This is a genomic window from Pseudomonas sp. HMSC08G10, assembly GCF_001808425.1.
Classification (GTDB): Bacteria; Pseudomonadota; Gammaproteobacteria; order Pseudomonadales; family Pseudomonadaceae; genus Aquipseudomonas; species Aquipseudomonas guariconensis.
Genome location: NZ_KV793298.1, coordinates 1 through 19424 on the forward strand (window position 1 = coordinate 1; position 19424 = coordinate 19424).

Annotated in this window: 20 protein-coding genes; 9 read left to right on the forward strand and 11 right to left on the reverse strand. The window is 62.3% G+C overall.

The window, feature by feature from the left end:
• Positions 1-64: 64 nt before the first annotated feature.
• Positions 65-1264, reverse strand: coding sequence for a tyrosine--tRNA ligase (gene tyrS / locus HMPREF3173_RS06065; RefSeq protein ID WP_070571914.1), 1200 nt, complete (start codon positions 1262-1264; stop codon positions 65-67).
• Positions 1265-1477: 213 nt separating this feature from the next.
• Here tyrS and HMPREF3173_RS06070 point away from each other — a divergent pair, with 213 nt between their 5' ends.
• On the forward strand, positions 1478-2908 hold the full coding sequence (locus HMPREF3173_RS06070) for a peptidoglycan DD-metalloendopeptidase family protein (RefSeq protein WP_070571915.1): 1431 nt from the start codon (positions 1478-1480) through the stop codon (positions 2906-2908).
• Between the two features lie 3 nt (positions 2909-2911).
• Positions 2912-4003 carry an anhydro-N-acetylmuramic acid kinase gene (locus HMPREF3173_RS06075; RefSeq protein WP_070571916.1) on the forward strand — a complete coding sequence of 364 codons (1092 nt, stop codon included), beginning with the start codon at positions 2912-2914 and terminating at the stop codon, positions 4001-4003.
• 61 nt (positions 4004-4064) lie between these two features.
• On the opposite strand, the gene erpA is transcribed toward HMPREF3173_RS06075, so the two are convergent.
• Both erpA and argC read right to left on the reverse strand, forming a co-directional pair.
• Entirely contained in the window at positions 4065-4415 is a 351-nt protein-coding gene (erpA, locus tag HMPREF3173_RS06080) for an iron-sulfur cluster insertion protein ErpA (RefSeq protein WP_043210464.1), read from the reverse strand.
• Positions 4416-4580: 165 nt separating this feature from the next.
• The gene (gene argC, locus HMPREF3173_RS06085; protein ID WP_070571917.1) at positions 4581-5615 is read right to left on the reverse strand and encodes an N-acetyl-gamma-glutamyl-phosphate reductase; all 1035 of its coding nucleotides are present in this window, start codon (positions 5613-5615) and stop codon (positions 4581-4583) included.
• A 140-nt stretch (positions 5616-5755) separates the two neighbouring features.
• Between argC and hemJ the strand changes: the two genes are divergently transcribed.
• The 5 genes from hemJ to HMPREF3173_RS06110 all read left to right on the forward strand — a co-directional run bounded on the left by hemJ (position 5756) and on the right by HMPREF3173_RS06110 (position 9254).
• Entirely contained in the window at positions 5756-6181 is a 426-nt protein-coding gene (gene hemJ, locus HMPREF3173_RS06090) for a protoporphyrinogen oxidase HemJ (protein WP_043210459.1), read from the forward strand.
• Between the two features lie 122 nt (positions 6182-6303).
• Positions 6304-7086 (forward strand): SDR family NAD(P)-dependent oxidoreductase, encoded by a 783-nt coding sequence (locus tag HMPREF3173_RS06095; protein ID WP_070571918.1) that lies wholly within the window; start codon positions 6304-6306, stop codon positions 7084-7086.
• Positions 7087-7150: 64 nt separating this feature from the next.
• Positions 7151-7489 (forward strand): histidine triad nucleotide-binding protein, encoded by a 339-nt coding sequence (locus tag HMPREF3173_RS06100; RefSeq protein ID WP_070571919.1) that lies wholly within the window; start codon positions 7151-7153, stop codon positions 7487-7489.
• A gap of 65 nt (positions 7490-7554) precedes the next feature.
• On the forward strand, positions 7555-8202 hold the full coding sequence (coq7, locus tag HMPREF3173_RS06105; protein ID WP_070571920.1) for a 2-polyprenyl-3-methyl-6-methoxy-1,4-benzoquinone monooxygenase: 648 nt from the start codon (positions 7555-7557) through the stop codon (positions 8200-8202).
• An 11-nt stretch (positions 8203-8213) separates the two neighbouring features.
• Positions 8214-9254: a DUF2157 domain-containing protein gene (locus HMPREF3173_RS06110; RefSeq protein ID WP_070571921.1), complete on the forward strand. Its 1041-nt coding sequence runs from the start codon at positions 8214-8216 to the stop codon at positions 9252-9254.
• Positions 9255-9291: 37 nt separating this feature from the next.
• On the opposite strand, the gene HMPREF3173_RS06115 is transcribed toward HMPREF3173_RS06110, so the two are convergent.
• A complete protein-coding gene (locus HMPREF3173_RS06115) occupies positions 9292-9714 on the reverse strand; it encodes an OsmC family protein (RefSeq protein WP_028689009.1) in 423 nt (140 codons plus the stop codon).
• 190 nt (positions 9715-9904) lie between these two features.
• On the opposite strand from HMPREF3173_RS06115, the gene crp reads away from it, so the two are divergent.
• The gene (gene crp / locus HMPREF3173_RS06120) at positions 9905-10549 is read left to right on the forward strand and encodes a cAMP-activated global transcriptional regulator CRP (protein ID WP_070571922.1); all 645 of its coding nucleotides are present in this window, start codon (positions 9905-9907) and stop codon (positions 10547-10549) included.
• On the opposite strand, the gene HMPREF3173_RS06125 is transcribed toward crp, so the two are convergent.
• The 4 genes from HMPREF3173_RS06125 to HMPREF3173_RS06140 all read right to left on the reverse strand — a co-directional run bounded on the left by HMPREF3173_RS06125 (position 10546) and on the right by HMPREF3173_RS06140 (position 13841).
• On the reverse strand, positions 10546-11250 hold the full coding sequence (locus tag HMPREF3173_RS06125) for a lipoate--protein ligase family protein (RefSeq protein WP_070571923.1): 705 nt from the start codon (positions 11248-11250) through the stop codon (positions 10546-10548). The two genes, crp and HMPREF3173_RS06125, sit on opposite strands and share 4 nt — an antisense overlap.
• 105 nt (positions 11251-11355) lie before the next feature.
• Positions 11356-12192 carry an indole-3-glycerol phosphate synthase TrpC gene (gene trpC, locus HMPREF3173_RS06130; protein ID WP_070571924.1) on the reverse strand — a complete coding sequence of 279 codons (837 nt, stop codon included), beginning with the start codon at positions 12190-12192 and terminating at the stop codon, positions 11356-11358.
• Positions 12189-13238 carry an anthranilate phosphoribosyltransferase gene (gene trpD / locus HMPREF3173_RS06135; RefSeq protein ID WP_070571925.1) on the reverse strand — a complete coding sequence of 350 codons (1050 nt, stop codon included), beginning with the start codon at positions 13236-13238 and terminating at the stop codon, positions 12189-12191. Before trpD ends, trpC begins: the two co-directional genes overlap by 4 nt.
• Positions 13239-13247: 9 nt before the next feature.
• A complete protein-coding gene (locus HMPREF3173_RS06140) occupies positions 13248-13841 on the reverse strand; it encodes an aminodeoxychorismate/anthranilate synthase component II (RefSeq protein WP_070571926.1) in 594 nt (197 codons plus the stop codon).
• A gap of 375 nt (positions 13842-14216) precedes the next feature.
• Between HMPREF3173_RS06140 and estP the strand changes: the two genes are divergently transcribed.
• On the forward strand, positions 14217-16082 hold the full coding sequence (gene estP, locus HMPREF3173_RS06145) for an esterase EstP (protein WP_070571927.1): 1866 nt from the start codon (positions 14217-14219) through the stop codon (positions 16080-16082).
• A 193-nt stretch (positions 16083-16275) separates the two neighbouring features.
• Here the strand turns inward: estP and trpE are convergent, their stop codons facing one another.
• From trpE to rpe, 3 genes are all read right to left on the reverse strand, one after another.
• Positions 16276-17757, reverse strand: coding sequence for an anthranilate synthase component I (trpE, locus tag HMPREF3173_RS06150; RefSeq protein ID WP_070571928.1), 1482 nt, complete (start codon positions 17755-17757; stop codon positions 16276-16278).
• A 69-nt stretch (positions 17758-17826) separates the two neighbouring features.
• Positions 17827-18645 carry a phosphoglycolate phosphatase gene (locus HMPREF3173_RS06155; protein ID WP_070571929.1) on the reverse strand — a complete coding sequence of 273 codons (819 nt, stop codon included), beginning with the start codon at positions 18643-18645 and terminating at the stop codon, positions 17827-17829.
• Positions 18642-19316 (reverse strand): ribulose-phosphate 3-epimerase, encoded by a 675-nt coding sequence (rpe, locus tag HMPREF3173_RS06160; RefSeq protein ID WP_043210423.1) that lies wholly within the window; start codon positions 19314-19316, stop codon positions 18642-18644. Before rpe ends, HMPREF3173_RS06155 begins: the two co-directional genes overlap by 4 nt.
• Positions 19317-19424 lie beyond the last annotated feature (108 nt).

Below are 19424 nucleotides of genomic sequence, written 5' to 3' on the forward strand. Positions count from 1 at the left end.
AAGCGGGGAGGCCTGACGGCCTCCCCGCTTCTATATAGCTACTCCCAAGAATATGGAAGCCGCCCTACTCGGTTTTCAAGGTAATGCGAGCGAAAGCTTTCTTACCCGCCTGGCAAACATGGGTCGCCCCGATGGCAAAGACGAAACCACGATCGACAACCGCGCCATCCACCTTCACCCCACCTGCATTGAGCAGATCGCGAGCAGCGGCAGAGTTTTTCACCAGACCCGCTTTGTTCAGCACTGCGGCTATCGGCATGTCTTCCGGTGCGGCCACCTCAATCTCTGGCAGGTCCTCCGGCAGCTCGCCATCCTTCATGCGGTTGCCCGCAGCACGATGGGCATTGGCCGCAGCCTCTTCACCATGGAAGCGCGCCACAATCTCTTCGGCCAGCTTGATCTTGATGTCGCGCGGGTTGGCACCCTTCTCCACATCGGCTCGGAACTGGTTGATCTCCTCCATGGAGCGGAAGCTCAGCAGCTCGAAATAACGCCACATCAAGGTGTCCGGAATGGAGACCAGCTTGCTGTACATCACCCCCGGAGCTTCCTGGATGCCGACATAGTTGCCCAGAGACTTGGACATCTTCTTGACGCCATCAAGCCCTTCAAGCAAAGGCATGGTGACGATGTTCTGTGCCTCCTGACCATAGGCACGCTGCAACTCGCGCCCCATCAGCAGGTTGAACTTCTGATCGGTACCACCAAGCTCCACGTCCGCCTTGAGCGCAACCGAGTCGTATCCCTGCACCAGCGGATACAAGAATTCATGGATCGCAATCGGTTGGTTGCTGCTATAGCGCTTGTCGAAGTCATCGCGCTCGAGCATGCGCGCAACAGTGTACTGAGAGGCCAGTCGAATGAAGTCGGCCGGCGTCAGCTTGTCCATCCAGGTGGAGTTGAACGCGACTTCGGTCTTGGCCGGATCAAGGATCTTGAACACCTGCTGCTTGTAGGTCTCGGCGTTATCCAGCACCTGCTCTCGGGTCAGAGGCGGGCGGGTGGCACTCTTGCCGCTCGGGTCGCCGATCATGCCGGTGAAGTCACCGATCAGGAAAATGACCTGATGCCCAAGGTCCTGGAACTGGCGCAGCTTGTTGATCAGCACAGTGTGGCCAAGGTGCAGGTCCGGCGCAGTCGGGTCGAAGCCCGCCTTGATACGCAGGGGCTGGCCGCGCTTGAGCTTCTCCACCAGTTCCGACTCGACCAATACCTCTTCCGCACCGCGCTTGATAAGCGCCAGCTGCTCTTCAACCGACTTCATAGACAGACCCGCAAGGCTCAGATTCAAGGGGAGCCAACCATACAAGATCGGCCATCAATTACAAGTTTCGCAAAGGAATGTGACCCGGATGACGCAATGCGGCGTCTACGCGCCCTTGCGCGAAACCGGATTTGGTTATATTTTATACAGTTATTTCATCTTCATCATGTCATTCATCTTTTCCATTTCACCTTTTTCAAAGTCACCTCACCTATGACCAACGAGACGCCTAAAGCGCCCCCGCTTTATCCGAAAAGCCATTTGTTGGCCGCCAGCGGCATTGCCGCCTTGCTCAGCCTGGCTTTGCTGGTATTTCCCTCCAGCGAAGTCGAAGCCAAGAAGACCACCCTCAGCCTGGAGCTGGAAACACCGGCCGAGCAGTTGAAGGACGAGTCCAAGGCCGCCCCGCTGGTTCAAGCCGAGAACGACAAAGGCTCTCCTTTTGCCCAGGTCGACGAGGCCGAACCTGCCACCAAGCAGGCTGAGCAACAAGCGCCGGCTGCCGAGGAAAAAGCCAAGGAAACCGCCGAAGCCAAGCTGCCCGGCCATCGTGAAGTCGCGGTCGCGCGCGGCGATACCCTCTCCACACTGTTCGCCAAGGTTGGCTTGCCAGCCAATGTGGTCCATGACGTCCTGGCAAGCGGCAAGCAGGCCAAGCAGTTCAGCCAGCTAAAGCATGGTCAGATCCTGCAGTTCGAACTCGACAAGGACGGCCAACTGGCCAGCCTGCACAGCAAGATCAGCAACCTCGAGACCATTCGCCTGACCAAGACCGCCAAGGGCTACAGCTTCAACCGAGAAATCAGCAAACCGGTGGTGCGTACTGCCTATGCCCATGGCGTGATCAAAAGCTCGCTGTCGGCTTCGGCCAAGCGCGCCGGCCTGTCCCACAGCATGACCATGGACATGGCCCGCGTCCTTGGCTACGACATCGACTTCGCCCAGGACATCCGCCCTGGCGATGAATTCGACGTGGTCTACGAGCAGAAGGTCATGGACGGCAAGGTGGTCGGCACCGGCAACATCCTGTCCGCGCGCTTCACCAACCGTGGCAAGACCTATACCGCTGTGCGCTACACCAACAAGCAGGGCAACACCAGCTACTACACTGCCGACGGCAACAGCCTGCGCAAGGCGTTCATCCGTACGCCAGTGGATTACGCCCGCATCAGCTCGCGCTTCTCCGCCGGCCGCAAACACCCGATCCTCAACAAGATCCGCGCCCACAAGGGGGTGGACTACGCCGCACCACGAGGCACGCCGATCAAGGCCGCCGGCGATGGCAAGGTGCTCCTGGCAGGTCGCCGCGGTGGCTATGGCAATACCGTGATCATCGCCCACGGCAACTCCTACAAGACCCTCTATGGTCACATGCAGGGCTTTGCCAAGGGCATCAAGACCGGAAGCTCAGTCAAGCAAGGCCAGGTGATCGGCTACATCGGCACCACCGGCCTGTCCACCGGTCCACACCTGCACTATGAGTTCCAGGTCAATGGCGTTCACGTCGACCCGTTGAGCCAGAAGGTGCCCATGGCCGACCCGATTGCCCGCTCCGAGCGCCAGCGCTTCCTGCAGCAGAGCCAACCCCTGATCGCCCGCATGGATCAGGAAAAGGCCACTCTGCTCGCCGCCAATAAGCGCTGAACCATGGCGCTTTATCTGGGTGTGATGTCCGGGACCAGCCTCGATGGTTTGGACATCGCACTGATCGAGCAAAGCGAGCAGACCCATCTGCTCGCCACTCACTACACCCCCATGCCTTCTGATCTTCGTCAGGCGCTGCTCGCCCTCTGTTCCAGCGGCCCTGACGAGATCGCGCGTGCCGCCTTGGCGGAGAACCGCTGGGCTAGCCTGGCCGCGGAAGGTGTAAGACAGCTCTTGGCAAGCCAGGGCCTGGACGCCAGCGCCATCCGTGCAGTCGGCAGCCACGGTCAGACCATCCGCCACGAGCCGGCCCGCGGATTCACTGTACAGATTGGCAACCCGGCGTTGCTGGCCGAGCTGACGGGCATCTGCGTTGTCGGTGACTTCCGCCGTCGCGACGTGGCCGCGGGAGGCCAGGGCGCCCCGCTGGTGCCTGCATTCCATGAAGCGCTGTTCAGCCACCTGGGGCAACGCGTGGCCATTCTGAACGTGGGCGGGTTCAGCAACCTCAGCCTGATCGAGCAAGACCAACCGGTCCGTGGTTTCGACTGCGGCCCAGGCAACGTGCTGCTGGACGCCTGGATCGAACGCAAGCGCGGCCAAACCTATGACGCCGATGGCGCCTGGGCCGCCAGCGGCCAGATCATCGATACGTTGTTGGGCAAGCTTCTGGCGGACCCCTTCTTCGCAGGCAGCGGCCCCAAGAGCACCGGCCGTGAAGTGTTCAACCTTCCCTGGCTGGACGCCCATCTGGCAGCGCTGCCAGCCTATCGGGACGAAGATGTACAGGCCACGCTGCTGGAACTGACCGCCCGCAGCATCATTGACTCGCTGCTTGGCGCCCAATCAGGCACCGAGGCTTTGCTGGTCTGTGGTGGCGGCGCTCGCAACGGCGCATTGATGGGTCGCCTGGCAGCGCTGCTGCCTTGTGCCCAGGTCAGCAGCACAGCCGCTCATGGAGTGGACCCAGACTGGGTCGAAGCCATGGCCTTCGCATGGCTGGCCCATTGCTGCCTCGAACGCATCCCGGCCAACCGCCCCAGCGTGACCGCCGCCCGGGGACTGCGCGTTCTCGGGGCGATCTATCCAGCCTGACGAACCTGCACAACGCAAAACGCCGCGCAATTGCGCGGCGTTTTCATTGCGGGGCCCAGCCTCAGATCGAGAACGAGGAACCGCAACCGCAGGTGGTGGTGGCATTGGGGTTCTTGATCACGAAGCGCGAACCTTCAAGGCCTTCTTGGTAGTCCACCTCGGCGCCCGCCAGGTATTGGAAGCTCATCGGGTCCACTACCAGGGATACACCCTCGCGCTCGACGATGGTGTCGTCCTCGGCCACTTCTTCATCGAAGGTGAAGCCGTACTGGAAGCCAGAGCAACCGCCGCCCGTCACGAACACACGCAGCTTCAGACGATCATTGCCTTCCTCGCTGACCAGGGTCTTCACCTTGTTCGCAGCACCTTGGGTGAACTCCAAAGCCGTGGGGGTGAAGGTTTCGACGCTCATGTTGACTCTCCCGGCGCAGTGTCGCCATAAAACTCGATGACGCGCATTATCCGCTTCTCCGAGAAAATTGGTCAACAATACGAAAGCTGCAAGTGAAAGCTACAAGCGGAAAGCCAATCTCGGCGTGCTCACTTGTAGCTCGAGGCTTGCAACTTACCGCTACGCTTAGGGCAGCAGACCCGCATGGGAGAGCCCCATGCGCTCGTCCAGGCCGAACAGGATATTCAGGTTCTGTACCGCCTGGCCGGAAGCCCCCTTGACCAAGTTGTCGATCACCGACAGCACCACCACCAGGTCGCCCCCCTGAGGACGATGCACAGCGATGCGGCAGACGTTGGCACCACGTACGCTGCGGGTCTCAGGATGGCTACCAGCCGGCATCACATCGACGAATGGCTCATCGGCATAGCGCTTCTCGAACAGCGCCTGCAGATCAACGGAAGTGTTGGCGACGGTCGCGTAAAGGGTCGCGTGAATACCGCGAATCATCGGCGTCAGGTGCGGTACGAAGGTCAACCCGACGTCCTTGCCAGCGGCTTGACGCAGGCCCTGGCTAATCTCAGGCAGATGGCGATGCCCCTTGACCGCATAAGCCTTCATGCTTTCGCCTGCTTCACAGAACAGCGACCCCACGGCTGCGCCACGCCCAGCCCCGCTCACCCCAGACTTGCAGTCGGCAATCAGTCGCGATGGATCAGCCAAACCTGCCTCGAGCAGCGGCAAGAAGCCCAGCTGAGTGGCGGTTGGGTAGCAACCGGGCACTGCGATCAGGCGGGCCTGGCGGATCTTCTCGCGGTTGACCTCTGGCAGGCCATACACCGCATCTTTGAGCAGCTCCGGCGCACCGTGGGGCTGGCCGTACCATTTGCCCCACTCCACGGCATCCTGCAGGCGGAAATCCGCGGACAGGTCGATGACCTTGGTCCCGGCAGCCAGCAATTCGCCGGCCAGGGCGTGGGCAACCCCGTGGGGCGTGGCGAAGAACACCACGTCACAGGCGCCCAAGGTCTTGCTGTCCGGCACGCTGAAGGCCAGGCCATCATAATGACCGCGCAGGTTCGGATACATGTCGGCGACCGCGACGCCCGCCTCGGAGCGCGACGTGATGACCGCGACCTCGGCCTGTGGGTGCTGCGCCAGCAGACGCAACAATTCGACACCGGTGTAACCCGTGCCGCCGACGATACCGACCTTGATCATAACGCTTGCCCCTTATCAACGAGCCCACTGGAAAGCGCACGATAATAGGGGCGCGGGACATCTGTAACAACTCTTCGGATGCCCCGTTGGACGCTTGACCGTTACTATCTGACGATCGTGAATCCTGAAGGAACTCCCCCATGCTTTATCTATGGATCAAGGCCCTGCATATCGTCAGCGTGGTCTGCTGGTTCGCCGGGCTGTTCTACCTCCCGCGCCTGTTCGTCTACCACGCCCAAAGCCAGGACAGCCTCAGCCTGGACCGCTTCGTCACCATGGAGCGCAAGCTGTACCGCGGCATCATGAATCCAGCGATGATCGCCACCTATGTCTTCGGCGCCTGGATGCTCTATCTCAATCCTGGCTGGCTGAGCCAGGGCTGGCTGCATGCCAAGCTCACCCTAGTGGCCCTGCTGACCGTCTACCACCACATGTGCGGAGCCCAGCGCAAACGCTTCGCCGCCGGAACCAATACCCGTGGGCACGTGTTCTACCGCTGGTTCAACGAAGTGCCGGTGCTGTTCCTGCTGGGCATCGTGATCCTGGTGGTGGTCAAGCCGTTCTGAGCCCGAGGCATCACGCGCTGGCAGGCACCCCTGGGGAACGGGGCTGAGCCGGTAGCAAAAGGCAACACCTTCTCCGACCACGCTGTACACTAGGCGCCCTTTTTCGGCCTCAGGAGCCTTGCATGACCCGTTACGCCATGATTACCGGTGCTTCCAGCGGCCTAGGGCTTGCCCTGGCGGAAGCCCTGGCACGGCGTGGGCGCAACCTGATCTTGGTGGCACGCCACCGCGAGACCCTGGAGCCGGTCGCCATCGAGCTGACCCAGCGCTTCGGCGTCGAAGTGCTGTTCCGGGCTTGTGACCTGAGCCAACCCCTACGCCTGTCGGGCTTCGTGCTGGAGCTCGAAGAAGGCGAGCGGCACATCGACCTTTTGGTCAACTGTGCCGGCCAGCGGACCTACGGGCCGTTCCTCGCCCATGAATGGGCCGACGAACAAGATCTACTGGAAGTCAACGTCCTCGCCCTGAGCCGCCTGTGTCATGCCATTGGCAACCTGATGGCGCTACACGGAGGCGGACAGATCCTCAATGTCGCAGCCCTGGCCAGCGCCGCGCCCGGCCCCTGGATGGCCACCTACGCAGCCAGCAAGGCCTATGTGGTGAGTTTCTCCGAGGCGCTTCGCGAGGAGCTCAAGCGCACCGGGATCAAGGTCTCGGTCCTGTGCCCCGGGCCAGTGCGATCCTCGCGCCGACGCATCCCTCGACTGGACAACAGCGCGCGCTGCCTGAGCCCGGAAGAAGTGGCGCTCTACACCGTACGCGCACTGGACAAGAACCGCGCCCTGATCATGCCTGGACGACGCAACCGCTGGCTAGCGGCGATGCCTCGCCTGATGCCGCGCTGGCTCACGCGCAAGCTGGCCGGCGTCATCCATCGGCGCTACTGCCCGGTCGGCGTCGAATAGCCACTGGGCGAGCGTCGTCGTGCTGGGTACACTCGGCCCGGACACTCACCATGGAGTACGAGCTGTGGAGACTATCTTCACCAAGATCATCAACCGGGAGATCCCGGCGAAGATCATCTACGAGGACGACCAGGTTCTGGCCTTCCACGATATCGCCCCGCAGGCACCTGTGCATTTTCTGGTCATCCCGAAAAAGCCCATCCGCACCCTCAACGACCTGACCGAGCAAGACAAAGGCCTGGCCGGCCATATCCTGTTTACGGCCCAGCGCCTGGCCAAGGAGCTCGGCTGCGAGGATGGCTTCCGTGTGGTCATGAACTGCAATGAGCTGGGTGGTCAGACGGTCTACCACATCCACATGCACGTGCTCGGCCAGCGTCAGATGCACTGGCCGCCGGGCTGATCCAGGGCAACCGCCCCCTTCCCGATTGCGGTAAACTGTCGGGCACACTCTAGCGGAGGTGCCCGATGGCTACCGAACGTCACTACTCGCCGCTCGACCGCTTGTTGCTGCAGGCCGATACCGCCATGCGCACCTTGCTGCCCTTCAGCGGCCAACCTGCCCGTCCATCCCCGGCCATCGTCCAACCCGATGCCGAACTGGACGAAAGCCAAACCCGCCATATTGCCGGCCTCATGCGGATCAACCATACCGGCGAGGTCTGCGCTCAGGCGCTGTACCAGGGCCAAGCCTTGACCGCCAAGTTACCTGAGGTGCGCAAGGCGATGGAGCATGCCGCCGAGGAAGAAGTCGACCACCTTGCCTGGTGCGAGCAACGCATCCGCCAGCTAGGCAGCCATCCGAGCGTGCTTAACCCCCTGTTCTACGGCATGTCCTTCGGCATCGGCGCTCTTGCGGGCCTGGTCAGCGACAAGGTCAGCCTTGGCTTCGTCGCAGCGACCGAACACCAGGTATGCAAGCACCTGGACGAGCACCTTGAGCAACTGCCCGAGGCAGATGAAAAATCCCGGGCGATTCTCGAACAGATGCGTGTCGATGAAGAACAGCACGCTGAGTCCGCGCTCGAAGCCGGCGGCTACCGCTTCCCAGCCCCTGTGCGCTTCGGCATGAGCTTGATGGCCAAGGTGATGACCAAGAGCACCTACCGCATCTGAAGGGCACGAACATGACGGAACGTTTCGACGCCAAGGACCTGGCTCGCGCCGTAGACGCAGGTGTTCTCCAACCGGGCCAGGAGCAGGCCTTGTTAGCCTTCCTGCGCCAGCAACCGCAAACCCGCGGTACTTTCCAGCTTGCCCATGTGGCGTTCTACTTCGGCGCATTACTGATCATGGGCGCCATGGGCTGGCTGCTCACCGAAGCCTGGATGAGCATCGGCGATTCGGCGCTGCTGGGCGTTTCCTCGCTCTACATCGCCTTGTTGACGCTGCTCGCCCTTAGGCTGCAACGCCGGGAGCAACCCATTGCCGCCGGCGTGCTGGCCGCAGTCGCCGTGAGCATCGTGCCCTTGGCAGTGTTCGCCATCGAGCGCCTTGCCGGGTGGTGGCCACTCGACGATACCCAGAGCGAGTATCACCAGTACTACACCTACGTACAGGGCGGCTGGGTACTGATGGAGGCGGCCACGGTGGTGGCGGGCTTGTTGATGCTGCGCCTGGTCCCCTTTCCCTTCATCGTGATGCCGATGGCCGTGGCCCTATGGTTCATGTCCATGGACCTCAGCGAATGGTTCTTCGGTTCACCGTTCAGCTGGGAACAGCGTCGCACGGTCTCGTTGTGGTTCGGTCTGACGCTACTGGCGGTCTTCATCGTGATCGATGGGCGAACCCGCCGGGACTACGCAGGCTGGGGCTATCTGGCGGGACTGGCGGCATTCTGGGGCGGACTGACGCTGATGGACAGCGGCAGCGAGCTGGGTAAGGCGTTGTATTGCGTGGTCAATCTTGGCCTGATGGGCTTGGCGGTACTGTTGCGTCGGCCGGTGTTCATGGTTTTTGGTTCCATGGGCGTGGCAGCCTACCTGGGCTACCTCTCCTACGACGTGTTCGCTGAGTCGCTGCTCTTCCCGCTGGTGCTGACCGTGATCGGCCTTGGCGTGATCGGGCTGGGTTTGCTGTACCAGAAAAAGCGTGAGCAACTGAGCCAGTCGCTACGGGCACACCTGCCAAGATGGTTGCAGCAAGCGCTGCCCGCACTTCGTAACTGAACAGGCTTGGGGCTGCAAGGCAGCCCCGACCGGTCATTCAACCCAGCTCGACGATCTCGTAGCCGTGTGTGATTTCCACGCCAGCGCGATCGAGCATGATCGAGGCCGAGCAGTACTTCTCCGCCGACAGTTCCACCGCGCGCTTGACCTGGGCTTCCTTAAGCCCGCGCCCCTTGACCACGAAGTTCAGGTGGATCTTGGTGAATACCTTGGGGTCTTCGCTGGCGCGCTCGGCTTCCAGGAAGGCCTCGCAGCTCTCCACGGCCTGGCGAGACTTTTTGAGGATGCTCACCACATCGAAGCTGCTGCAGCCGCCCAGGCCGAGCAGCAGCATTTCCATGGGGCGCACGCCCAGGTTACGACCACCTGCCTCGGGCGGGCCATCCATGACCACGACATGGCCGCTCCCCGATTCGCCGAGGAACATCGCTTCACCGGCCCACTGGATGCGTGCCTTCATGTATCTGGACTCCAAGATGCTTGAGAAAGGTCGTCAGCTTAGTCCTTGTGGCGCTCTCGGAAAAGCGCAATGCGAGCGCCTTTAATGCCATTGCAAGTGGCAGTGTCTGATAAGCTGACGCCAAATGACTGGCGCTTGTCGCCAACGTCCTATAAAAAGTGCAATGCCTCGCCCCGAACAGGATTTCGTGATGGTTGCCTCCGCTCTACCTGCCAAGATCAAGAATATCGACAAGCTGCTCGCCCACTGCCAGCGCCGCCGCTACACCGCCAAAAGCAACATCATCTGCGCCGGTGATCGGGCTGAAACGTTGTCCTTCATCATCAAGGGTTCGGTGACCATCTTGATCGAGGATGACGATGGCCATGAAATGATCATCGCCTACCTCAATAACGGGGATTTCTTCGGTGAGCTGGGCTTGTTCGAGTCCGCAGGACAAGAGCAGCAGCGCAGCGCCTGGGTCCGCGCCAAGACTGAGTGCGAGGTAGCTGAAATCAGCTATGACAAGTTCCGTGAACTGGCCCGCCAGGATCCAGACATCCTCTACGCCCTGGGCAGCCAGATGGCCCAGCGCCTGCGAAATACCACCCGCAAGGTGGGCGACCTGGCTTTCTTCGATGTCACCGGCCGCGTGGCCCGATGCCTGCTCGACCTGTGCAAGCAGCCCGACGCCATGACCCACCCGGACGGCATGCAAATCAAGATCACCCGTCAGGAGATCGGGCGCATCGTCGGCTGTTCACGGGAGATGGTCGGGCGTGTGCTCAAGGACCTCGAGGAGCGCAGCCTGGTCCAGGTCAAAGGCAAGACCATGGTGGTCCACGGCACCCGCTAGTCGCGAGGGATCGCCGCGATCGTCTCGTTGTAGGCCTGGCTCAGGCGCTCGAACCATGGCGCCTCGGGCACCACTTCGTGCAGAGCGATATGGCTGTCGGCACGGCAACGCTGCTCCAGATCACAGCATTCATTGAAGCGGTTGACCGCCGCGACCATCGATTCTCGCTCGTTGTCCAGCAGCAATGCGCCATGCACCAGCACGACGGCGCGCCTACCCCCCAAACCCTGGCGCCAGCGCTGGGCAGTGCCGACCAGCTTACGGCCATTGAGATTGACGTTGTATCGACCGTCACAGAAAGCGCCGTCGATCTCGCCCACCGAAGCCACACCGCCCCACTCGCGCAGCACATCGCACAGCGGCAGACACAGACGCTCATAGGCATTCTCGATACGCCCATGATCCCCTTCGCTGCGTGGGGCAACGTAGACCAGCGCCACGTTCACCGTGGAATGGGACTGCGGCACTGGCTCACCGCCTGTCTCGCGCAGTAGCACAGGCCAGCCTGCAATGGCCAACTCGGCGCAAGCCGTCTCGAAATGCTCGAGACGGCTCATGCGTCGCGGCATCACCAAAGCATGGTCAGTGGGGCGCCAGAACAGCACGCCGGCATCACGTTCACCGCGGCACACTTCGGCCAGCAGTTCCTGCTCGGCATGCAGGCCTTGTTCGACGGTCAGCGCCAGGGGTTGGTCGGTCATTGATTCACCTAAAGATGTCGTTTGCATCAGCCCTTTCGCGAGCAAACTTTCGAAAAGGCCAGAACAGGCATACAAAAAAGCCGGCAAACGCCGGCTTCGAATCGATCAGTCCAGTTCCTGAACCACGGTTTTCACCGCGCGCTCGGGGAAGAACAGTCGCTGCAGCTCCAGCCCCGGCTGCTCGGCGCGCATGAACGCTTCACCGACCAGGAACGAGTAGACCTCGTTGATTTCCATCAGCTCCACGTCGGCGCGGTTTAGGATGCCGCTCTCGGTGATGGCGAGACGATCCCGTGGAATGCGCGGCAACAGGTCCAGCGTGGTCTCCAGGCTGACCTCGAAAGTATGCAGGTTGCGGTTGTTGACCCCGACCAGCGGAGTATCGAGGGTGTTCAACGCGCGCTCCAGCTCAGCAGCGTCGTGCACCTCGACCAGAACATCGAGCCCGACAGACTTGGCGGTAGCAGCCAGTTCAGCCATGCGTACGTCATCCAGCGCGGCGACGATCAGCAAGACGCAATCGGCGCCCAGGGCGCGGGCCTCGACCACTTGGTAAGGGTCGATGAGAAAGTCCTTGCGGATCACCGGTAGCTTGCAGGCTGCGCGGGCCTGCTGCAGGTAGGCATCGCCGCCCTGGAAGTAATCCACATCGGTCAATACCGAAAGGCAGGTGGCCCCGCCCTTTTCATAGCTGACGGCGATGTCGGCCGGAACGAAATGCTCGCGGATCACGCCTTTGCTGGGCGAGGCCTTCTTGATCTCGGCAATCACTGCCGGCTGCTTGCGCTTGGCCTGTTCGAGCATGGCGTTGGCAAAGCCTCTCGGGGCGTCGGCCGCCTTGGCCATGCGCTCCAGCTCGGCCAGGCCGACGCGGGCACTGCGTTCGGCCACTTCCTCGACCTTGCGGGCAAGGATCTTCTCCAGCACCGTCGGTACGCTCATGCTTCGTTCTCCTGCTTGAATACCGCGGTAAAGGCGCCCAACTCTTGCAGCTTCTCCCAGGCAAGGCCTGTGTGCAGCACGTCATGGGCAAGTTCTACACCGCTCTTGAGGCTCATGGCGTGGTCGGCGGCGTACAGCGCCGCGCCAGCATTGAGCACGATCATCTCGGCGGCCTTCTGGCCATTCTCGGTCTTGCGCCGGCCTAGGGCGTCACGGATCAACTCCAGCGAGGCCTGCGGACCTTCCACAGCCAGACCGTGCAGGCTCTGGCTCTTCATGCCAAGGTCTTCGGGCTCGACCCAATATTCGGAGATCTGGTCATTCTTCAGTTCGGCCACGAAGGTCGGTGCAGCCAGGCTGAACTCATCCAGACCGTCCTTGGAGTGCACCACCAGCACATGCTTGCTGCCCAGGCGTTGCAGCACTTCGGCCAACGGGCGGCACAGGGCCTGGGTGAACACCCCGACCACCTGGTGTTTCACACCGGCCGGATTCGTAAGCGGGCCCAGCATGTTGAACAGGGTGCGCAGCCCCAGATCACGGCGCGGGCCGGCAGCATGCTTCATGGCGCTGTGGTGGGTTTGGGCGAACATGAAGCCGATCCCCAGGCTGTCGATGCAGCGGGCGACCTGCACGGGCGTCAGGTTCAGGTAGATTCCAGCGGCCTCCAGCAGGTCGGCACTGCCACTCTTGCCGGATACCGCGCGGTTGCCATGCTTGGCCACCGGGCAACCCGCTGCCGCGAGGACAAACGCCGACGCGGTGGACACGTTGAAAATGTTGGCACCATCGCCGCCGGTGCCGACGATGTCGACCACACCGTCGAGGGTTTGCAGTTCTACCTTGCTGCACAGCTCACGCATCACCGATACGGCACCGACGATCTCGTCGATGCTCTCGCTCTTCATGCGCATGCCCATCAGGAAGGCACCGATCTGCGCCTCACTGCACTGGCCCGTCATGATCTGGCGCATGACAGCGCGCATTTCTTCGGTGGACAGATCCAGGTGGCCGACGATACGGCTCAACGCGCTCTTGATATCCATGTTCGCTCCTTAGCGATGGCCGCCGGTCTGCTTGAGGAAGTTGGCGAACAGTTCGTGGCCCTGCTCGGTGAGGATCGACTCGGGGTGGAACTGCACCCCTTCGATGTTCAGCGTCTTGTGGCGCAAGCCCATGATCTCGTCAATCGAGCCATCGGCATGAGCCGTCCAGGCAGTGATTTCCAGGCACTCGGGCAGGGTTTCGCGCTTGACCACCAGCGAGTGGTAACGGGTCACGGTGAGCGGGTTGTTCAAGCCGGCGAACACGCCCAGGTCGCGATGATGGACCGGGCTGGTCTTGCCGTGCATCACCTGACGGGCGCGAACCACATCACCGCCAAAGGCCTGACCGATGGACTGGTGGCCCAGGCAGACGCCGAGGATCGGCAGCTTGCCGGCGAAGTGCAGGATGGCCTCGATGGAGACTCCGGCCTCGCTCGGCGTGCAAGGGCCAGGGGAGACGACGATGCGCTCGGGCTTGAGGGCTTCGATCTGGGCGATGGTCATTTCATCGTTGCGAATGACCTTGACCTCGGCGCCCAGCTCGCCCAGGTACTGGACGACGTTGTAGGTAAAGGAGTCGTAGTTGTCGATCATCAGTAACATCGGGCTGAACCTCTTGAATCTACTGACTTTGAATTCGAACCTTCCAATGCCGGTGCAAGCGCGGGCTGTCCCGCAGCGAGCGGTGGGTGAAGCGATTGGAAGGCAAACGGGGGCGGGCCGGACGGGCCGGCAGGAGATAAAGTCAGGCGCGCCAACGCCAACGGGCGTGGGCCTTGATAACGCGCATCAAGAGTTTGCTGACGATCAACACAGAAGTAGGTCTCGCTTGTACGTCACGGCACAGTAGCCTACCGGGCCGGCGGGTGCAATATGCCCGTAAATACGGAGAAACGAATCCACTTGGATCGAATTCCCTCAGCTTTGTTAAGGTCAATCGGGCTGTTCCGACAAAAATAAAGAAAAGGACCTTCTCCAATGCGCAAAACACGCTTCATTCGTCCTCTGATGGGGCTTCTGGCCCTTTCCTGCAGCCAGGCCATGGCAGCGCCCTCGCCCTACTCCTCGCTCATCGTGTTCGGCGACAGCCTCAGCGATGCCGGACAGTTCGGGCTGCGCTTCACCAACCGCAATGCCGATGGCAGCTATGCACCGGTGACGCCGATGATCCTGGGGAACCGGCTGGGTGTACCCACCGACGAGCTCAACCCCTCCACTTCCATCGGCACCCGCCCCGACGGCAACAACTGGGCGGTCGGAGGCTACACAACGCAGCAGATACTCGACTCGATCACCGAGACCTCACGCACCATCATCCCGCCGGGACGTCCGGGTGCGGGTACGGTGCTGCGCGAGCGTGACGGCTACCTGGCCAATGGTTTGCGCGCCGACCCTCACGCTTTGTACTACCTGACCGGCGGCGGCAACGACTTCCTTCAAGGGCTGGTCAACACTCCGGGCGACGCCGCTGCCGCCGGCGCGCGCCTGGCAGCCAGTGCGCAGGCCCTGCAACAGGGTGGTGCGCGCTACATCATGGTCTGGCTGTTGCCGGATCTGGGGCAGACACCCAACTACAGCGGCACGCCATTGGAAGGCCCGCTGTCGCAATTGTCTGGCGTGTTCAATCAATCATTGCTGAACCAGCTCGGCCAGATCGACGCACAGATCATCCCTCTGAACATTCCAGCCCTGCTTCAGGAGGCCTTGGCGAATCCAGCCGACTTCGGGCTGGCCACCGGCCAGAACTTGGTCGGCACCTGCTACAGCGGCGAAGGCTGCGTGGGTAACCCGGTGTACGGGGCCAACGGCATCACACCGGATCCCACCAAACTGCTGTTCAACGATTCGGTGCACCCGACCATCGCCGGCCAGAAACTGATCGCCGACTACGGCTATTCGATCCTTGCTGCGCCCTGGGAGCTGACGCTGCTGCCGGAAATGGCCCACGGCAACCTACGGGCCCATCAGGACGAGCTGCGCAACCAATGGCAGACACCCTGGCAGGCCGTTGGCCAATGGCAGCCCTTTGTCGCCACGGGCGCTCAGGACCTCGACTTCGACGACCAGCGCGGTGCCGCCAGCGCAGATGGACGCGGTTACAACCTGACCCTGGGCGGCAGCTACCGCCTCGACGAGGCGTGGCGCATCGGCTTGGCGGCTGGCGTGAACCGGCAGAAGCTCGAGGTCGGAGAATACGACTCGGACTACAAGCTCGACAGCTATCTCGCCACGGTCTTTGCGCAATATCGCCAGCACCGCTGGTGGGCCGACGCGGCATTGACCGCAGGGCACCTGGACTATCACGACCTCAGGCGTACCTTCGCGCTCGGCGTGGGGGAGCGCAGCGAGAAAGGCGACACAGATGGCGAGGCATGGTCGGTCACCGGCCGGCTGGGTTACAACCTGGCGAGCGAGCACAGTGTCTGGCAGCTGTCGCCCTTCCTCAGCGCCGACTATGCCCGGGTCAAGGTCGACGGTTACGAGGAAAAGAGCGGGCGCTCCACATCCCTGGCCTACGATGACCAGGAACGCAGCTCGCGGCGTCTGGGGATAGGCCTGCAAGGTGGCTATCAGTTTGCGGCAGGTACCCGGTTATTTGTCGAAATCGCCCGAGAGCACGAATTCGAAGACGACCGCCAAGACCTGAGCCTGCACCTCACCAGCCTGCCGGCCCATGACTTCACACTCACCGGCTACACGCCGGACAGCAACCTGACCCGTACCAGCCTGGGGCTGACCCATGAACTGGTGCCCGGTGTGCACCTGCGGGGCAACTACAATTGGCGCAAGAGCGATGCGCTGACCCAGCAAGGCGTCGGCCTGGCGCTGAGCTTGGACTTTTGAACGGAAGTGGCGCCCTGCGGCAGATCCCGTTGCCTGTGTTGCGGGTAATCCCGCTCCCGCAGGACAGCGCAGTAGTCAAGAGCACTCGAGAACCCGCGAAACAGGCCTGAGCGCCGCTGTCGCAACAGGCTCCACACAGGCCCTCCAAAGAAGAACGGCGCCACCAGGGCGCCGTTCACTCATCCACTGCCCGTCAGGCTTGTGGCGTCTGCTCCGCCAAGGCCACCGCGCGGAACATGGCCCGACGCTTGTTGATGGTTTCTTCCCACTCAAGCGCCGGTACCGAGTCAGCGACGATGCCGCCACCAGCCTGTACATGCAGCTCGCCGTCCTTGATCACCGCGGTGCGGATGGCGATGGCGGTGTCCATGTTGCCATTCCAGGCCAGGTAGCCCACGGCGCCGCCATAGACGCCACGCTTGACCGGTTCCAGCTCGTCGATGATTTCCATGGCACGGATCTTTGGGGCGCCCGACAGGGTGCCAGCCGGCAGGATCGCGCGAAGCGCGTCCATCGCGGTCAGGCCTTCACGCAGTTGGCCTGTGACGTTGGAGACGATGTGCATGACGTTGGAGTAGCGCTCGATAACCATTTTCTCGGTCAGGCGCACGCTGCCGGTGGACGATACCCGGCCCACATCGTTGCGACCCAGGTCGATGAGCATCAGGTGCTCGGCGATTTCCTTATCATCGGACAGCAGATCGTCTTCCAGTGCCCGGTCGGCTTCTTCGGTGGCGCCGCGTGGGCGGGTTCCGGCGATCGGTCGCACGGTGACCAGATTGTCCTCGACACGCACCAGCACTTCCGGCGAGCTGCCCACCACATGGAAGTCACCGAAGTTGAAGAAGTACATGTAAGGCGTCGGGTTGAAGCAGCGAAGCGCTCGGTACAGGTCGATCGGCGCGGCCTTGAAGTCGATGGACATACGCTGGGACGGCACCACCTGCATGCAGTCACCGGCCAGGATGTATTCCTTGATGCGCCCGACCGCGTTCTCGTAGTCCTCGCGGGTATAGCTGGAGCGGAATGCGGGCTCGGCGGCGAGCGGGCCGCTCAGGTCCAGGCCGCGACGCGGGGTGATCGGCTCGCGCAGCTTGGCCAGCAGATCCTGCAGCCGCGCCTGGCCTTGCTCGTAGGCCTGCTCCTCGGCCGGGTCCACCAGCACGATCGCGTGCATCTTGCCGGCGAGGTTATCGAACACCACCACGGCATCGGAGACCATCAGCAGGATGTCCGGTACACCCAGCGGATCTGGGTTCGGGCAGGCGCCCAGGCGCTTTTCCACGTAACGCACGCAGTCATAGCCGAAGTAACCGACCAGACCACCGTTGAAGCGTGGCAGGCCCGGGATGTCAGCGACCTTGTAGCGATCCTTGAAGGTCTCGACGAACGCCAAGGGGTCCTCTACGTCATGGCTTTCCACCTGCACGCCGTCCTGCAGGACGCTCGCGTGGTAGCCATGCACACGCAGCACGGTGCGCGATGGCAGGCCGATCATCGAATATCGCCCCCACTTCTCGCCGCCCTGAACGGACTCGAGCAAATAGGAGTTGGGTTGGTCGGCAAGCTTCAGGTAGATCGACAGCGGCGTGTCGAAGTCAGCCAGGGTTTCGCAGGCCAGGGGAATGCGGTTGTAGCCGGCAGCGGCCAGGCGCAGGAATTCTTCGCGGGTCATGGGTAGCCTCGTGGCAAGCAGCAATGGGTCGGGCAAGCGGACGGGCCGGCAGGCGCCGGCGGGCAGAAGTCAGGCGCGCCAGCGCCAGCGGGCCAGGGCCTTGATGACTTTCATCCAGAATTTGCCGATGACCGCCACGGTGGACTCTCTGTCTTGTGAGGCTTGAAGGTCCGCCAACGTTATCCCAGTGGCCGGGACTAAGCAACCTGGCAGCAAGGCACGCAGATCGTCGATGACCAGGCTGGGCGACTCCTCGTCGATCGGCCGGCCATGGTTGTAGCCATAGCTCAGTCCTACGCACTTGACTCCTGCCGCCTTGGCCGCCAGCACATCGCTGCGCGAGTCGCCCACGAACAGTGCCTGTTCGGGGCACACACCGGTCATCTTCATGACGAACAGCAACGCGGCCGGATCGGGTTTTTTCTGAGGCAGGGTGTCGCCGCCGATGATCCAGCGGAAATAACGACCGATCTTCATCTGATCGAGCAGTGGCCCGACGAAGCGCTCTGGCTTGTTGGTGATCAGCGCCATTTCCACGCCGTGCTTGCGCAGCCAACGCAGGGTGTCGCGCACACCAGGGTAGACCACCGTCAGATCATGGCTTTGCCCATAGGCCTCCATGAACAGGGCCAGGCCCTGTTCGGCCAACGCATCGTCCACGGCATCGTGGTCCAGGCCACCGGCCAGGGCGCGGCGGACCAGGACCTGGGCGCCATTGCCGACCCAGTGGCGTACGGCCTCCAGGCCCGCGGGTGGGCGCCCCATCTGGAGCAGCATGCGATCCACGGCGGCGGCAAGGTCAGGGACCGAATCGATCAACGTGCCATCCAGATCGAACATCACCAGCCTTGGCAGCGCTCCCGGGAACAGCTGCTCGAAGCCGCTCATGGGCGCGCCTGGGCCAGTTCGGCGCGCATTTTACCGATGACTTCCTGGTAGTCCGGCGCATTGAAGATCGCCGAGCCGGCCACGAAGGTATCGGCACCGGCGGCGGCGATTTCGCGGATATTGTTGACGTTGACGCCACCGTCGATCTCCAGGCGGATATCACGGCCGCTGGCGTCGATCAGCGCGCGGGCTTCGCGCAGTTTGTCGAGGGTGCCGGGAATGAACTTCTGGCCACCGAAGCCTGGGTTGACGCTCATCAAGAGCACCATGTCGACCTTGTCCATTACGTATTTGAGGGCATCCAGGCTGGTGGCCGGGTTGAACACCAGGCCGGCCTTGCAGCCGCCGTCGCGGATCAGTTGCAGGGAGCGGTCGATGTGCTGGGACGCTTCAGGATGGAAGGTGATGTAAGTGGCGCCTGCCTCGATGAAGTCGCCGATGATGCGATCGACCGGGCTGACCATCAGGTGCACGTCGATCGGCGCGGTCACGCCGTACTTGCGCAGGGCGCTGCAGACCATCGGGCCGATGGTCAGGTTGGGCACATAGTGGTTGTCCATCACATCGAAGTGAACGATGTCGGCCCCGGCGGCCAGCACCTTGTCGACGTCCTCGCCCAGACGGGCAAAATCGGCGGAGAGGATGGAGGGGGCAATAGCGTAGGGCTGCATGGCGCACCTGTTGGCAGAAATCACGGTGGCGCGCATTGTAACTCAGGCAAGCCAATGAAGGCTGATTGGTATCAATGGGTGTCGACCAGTTGCTTCAATGCGGTGCAA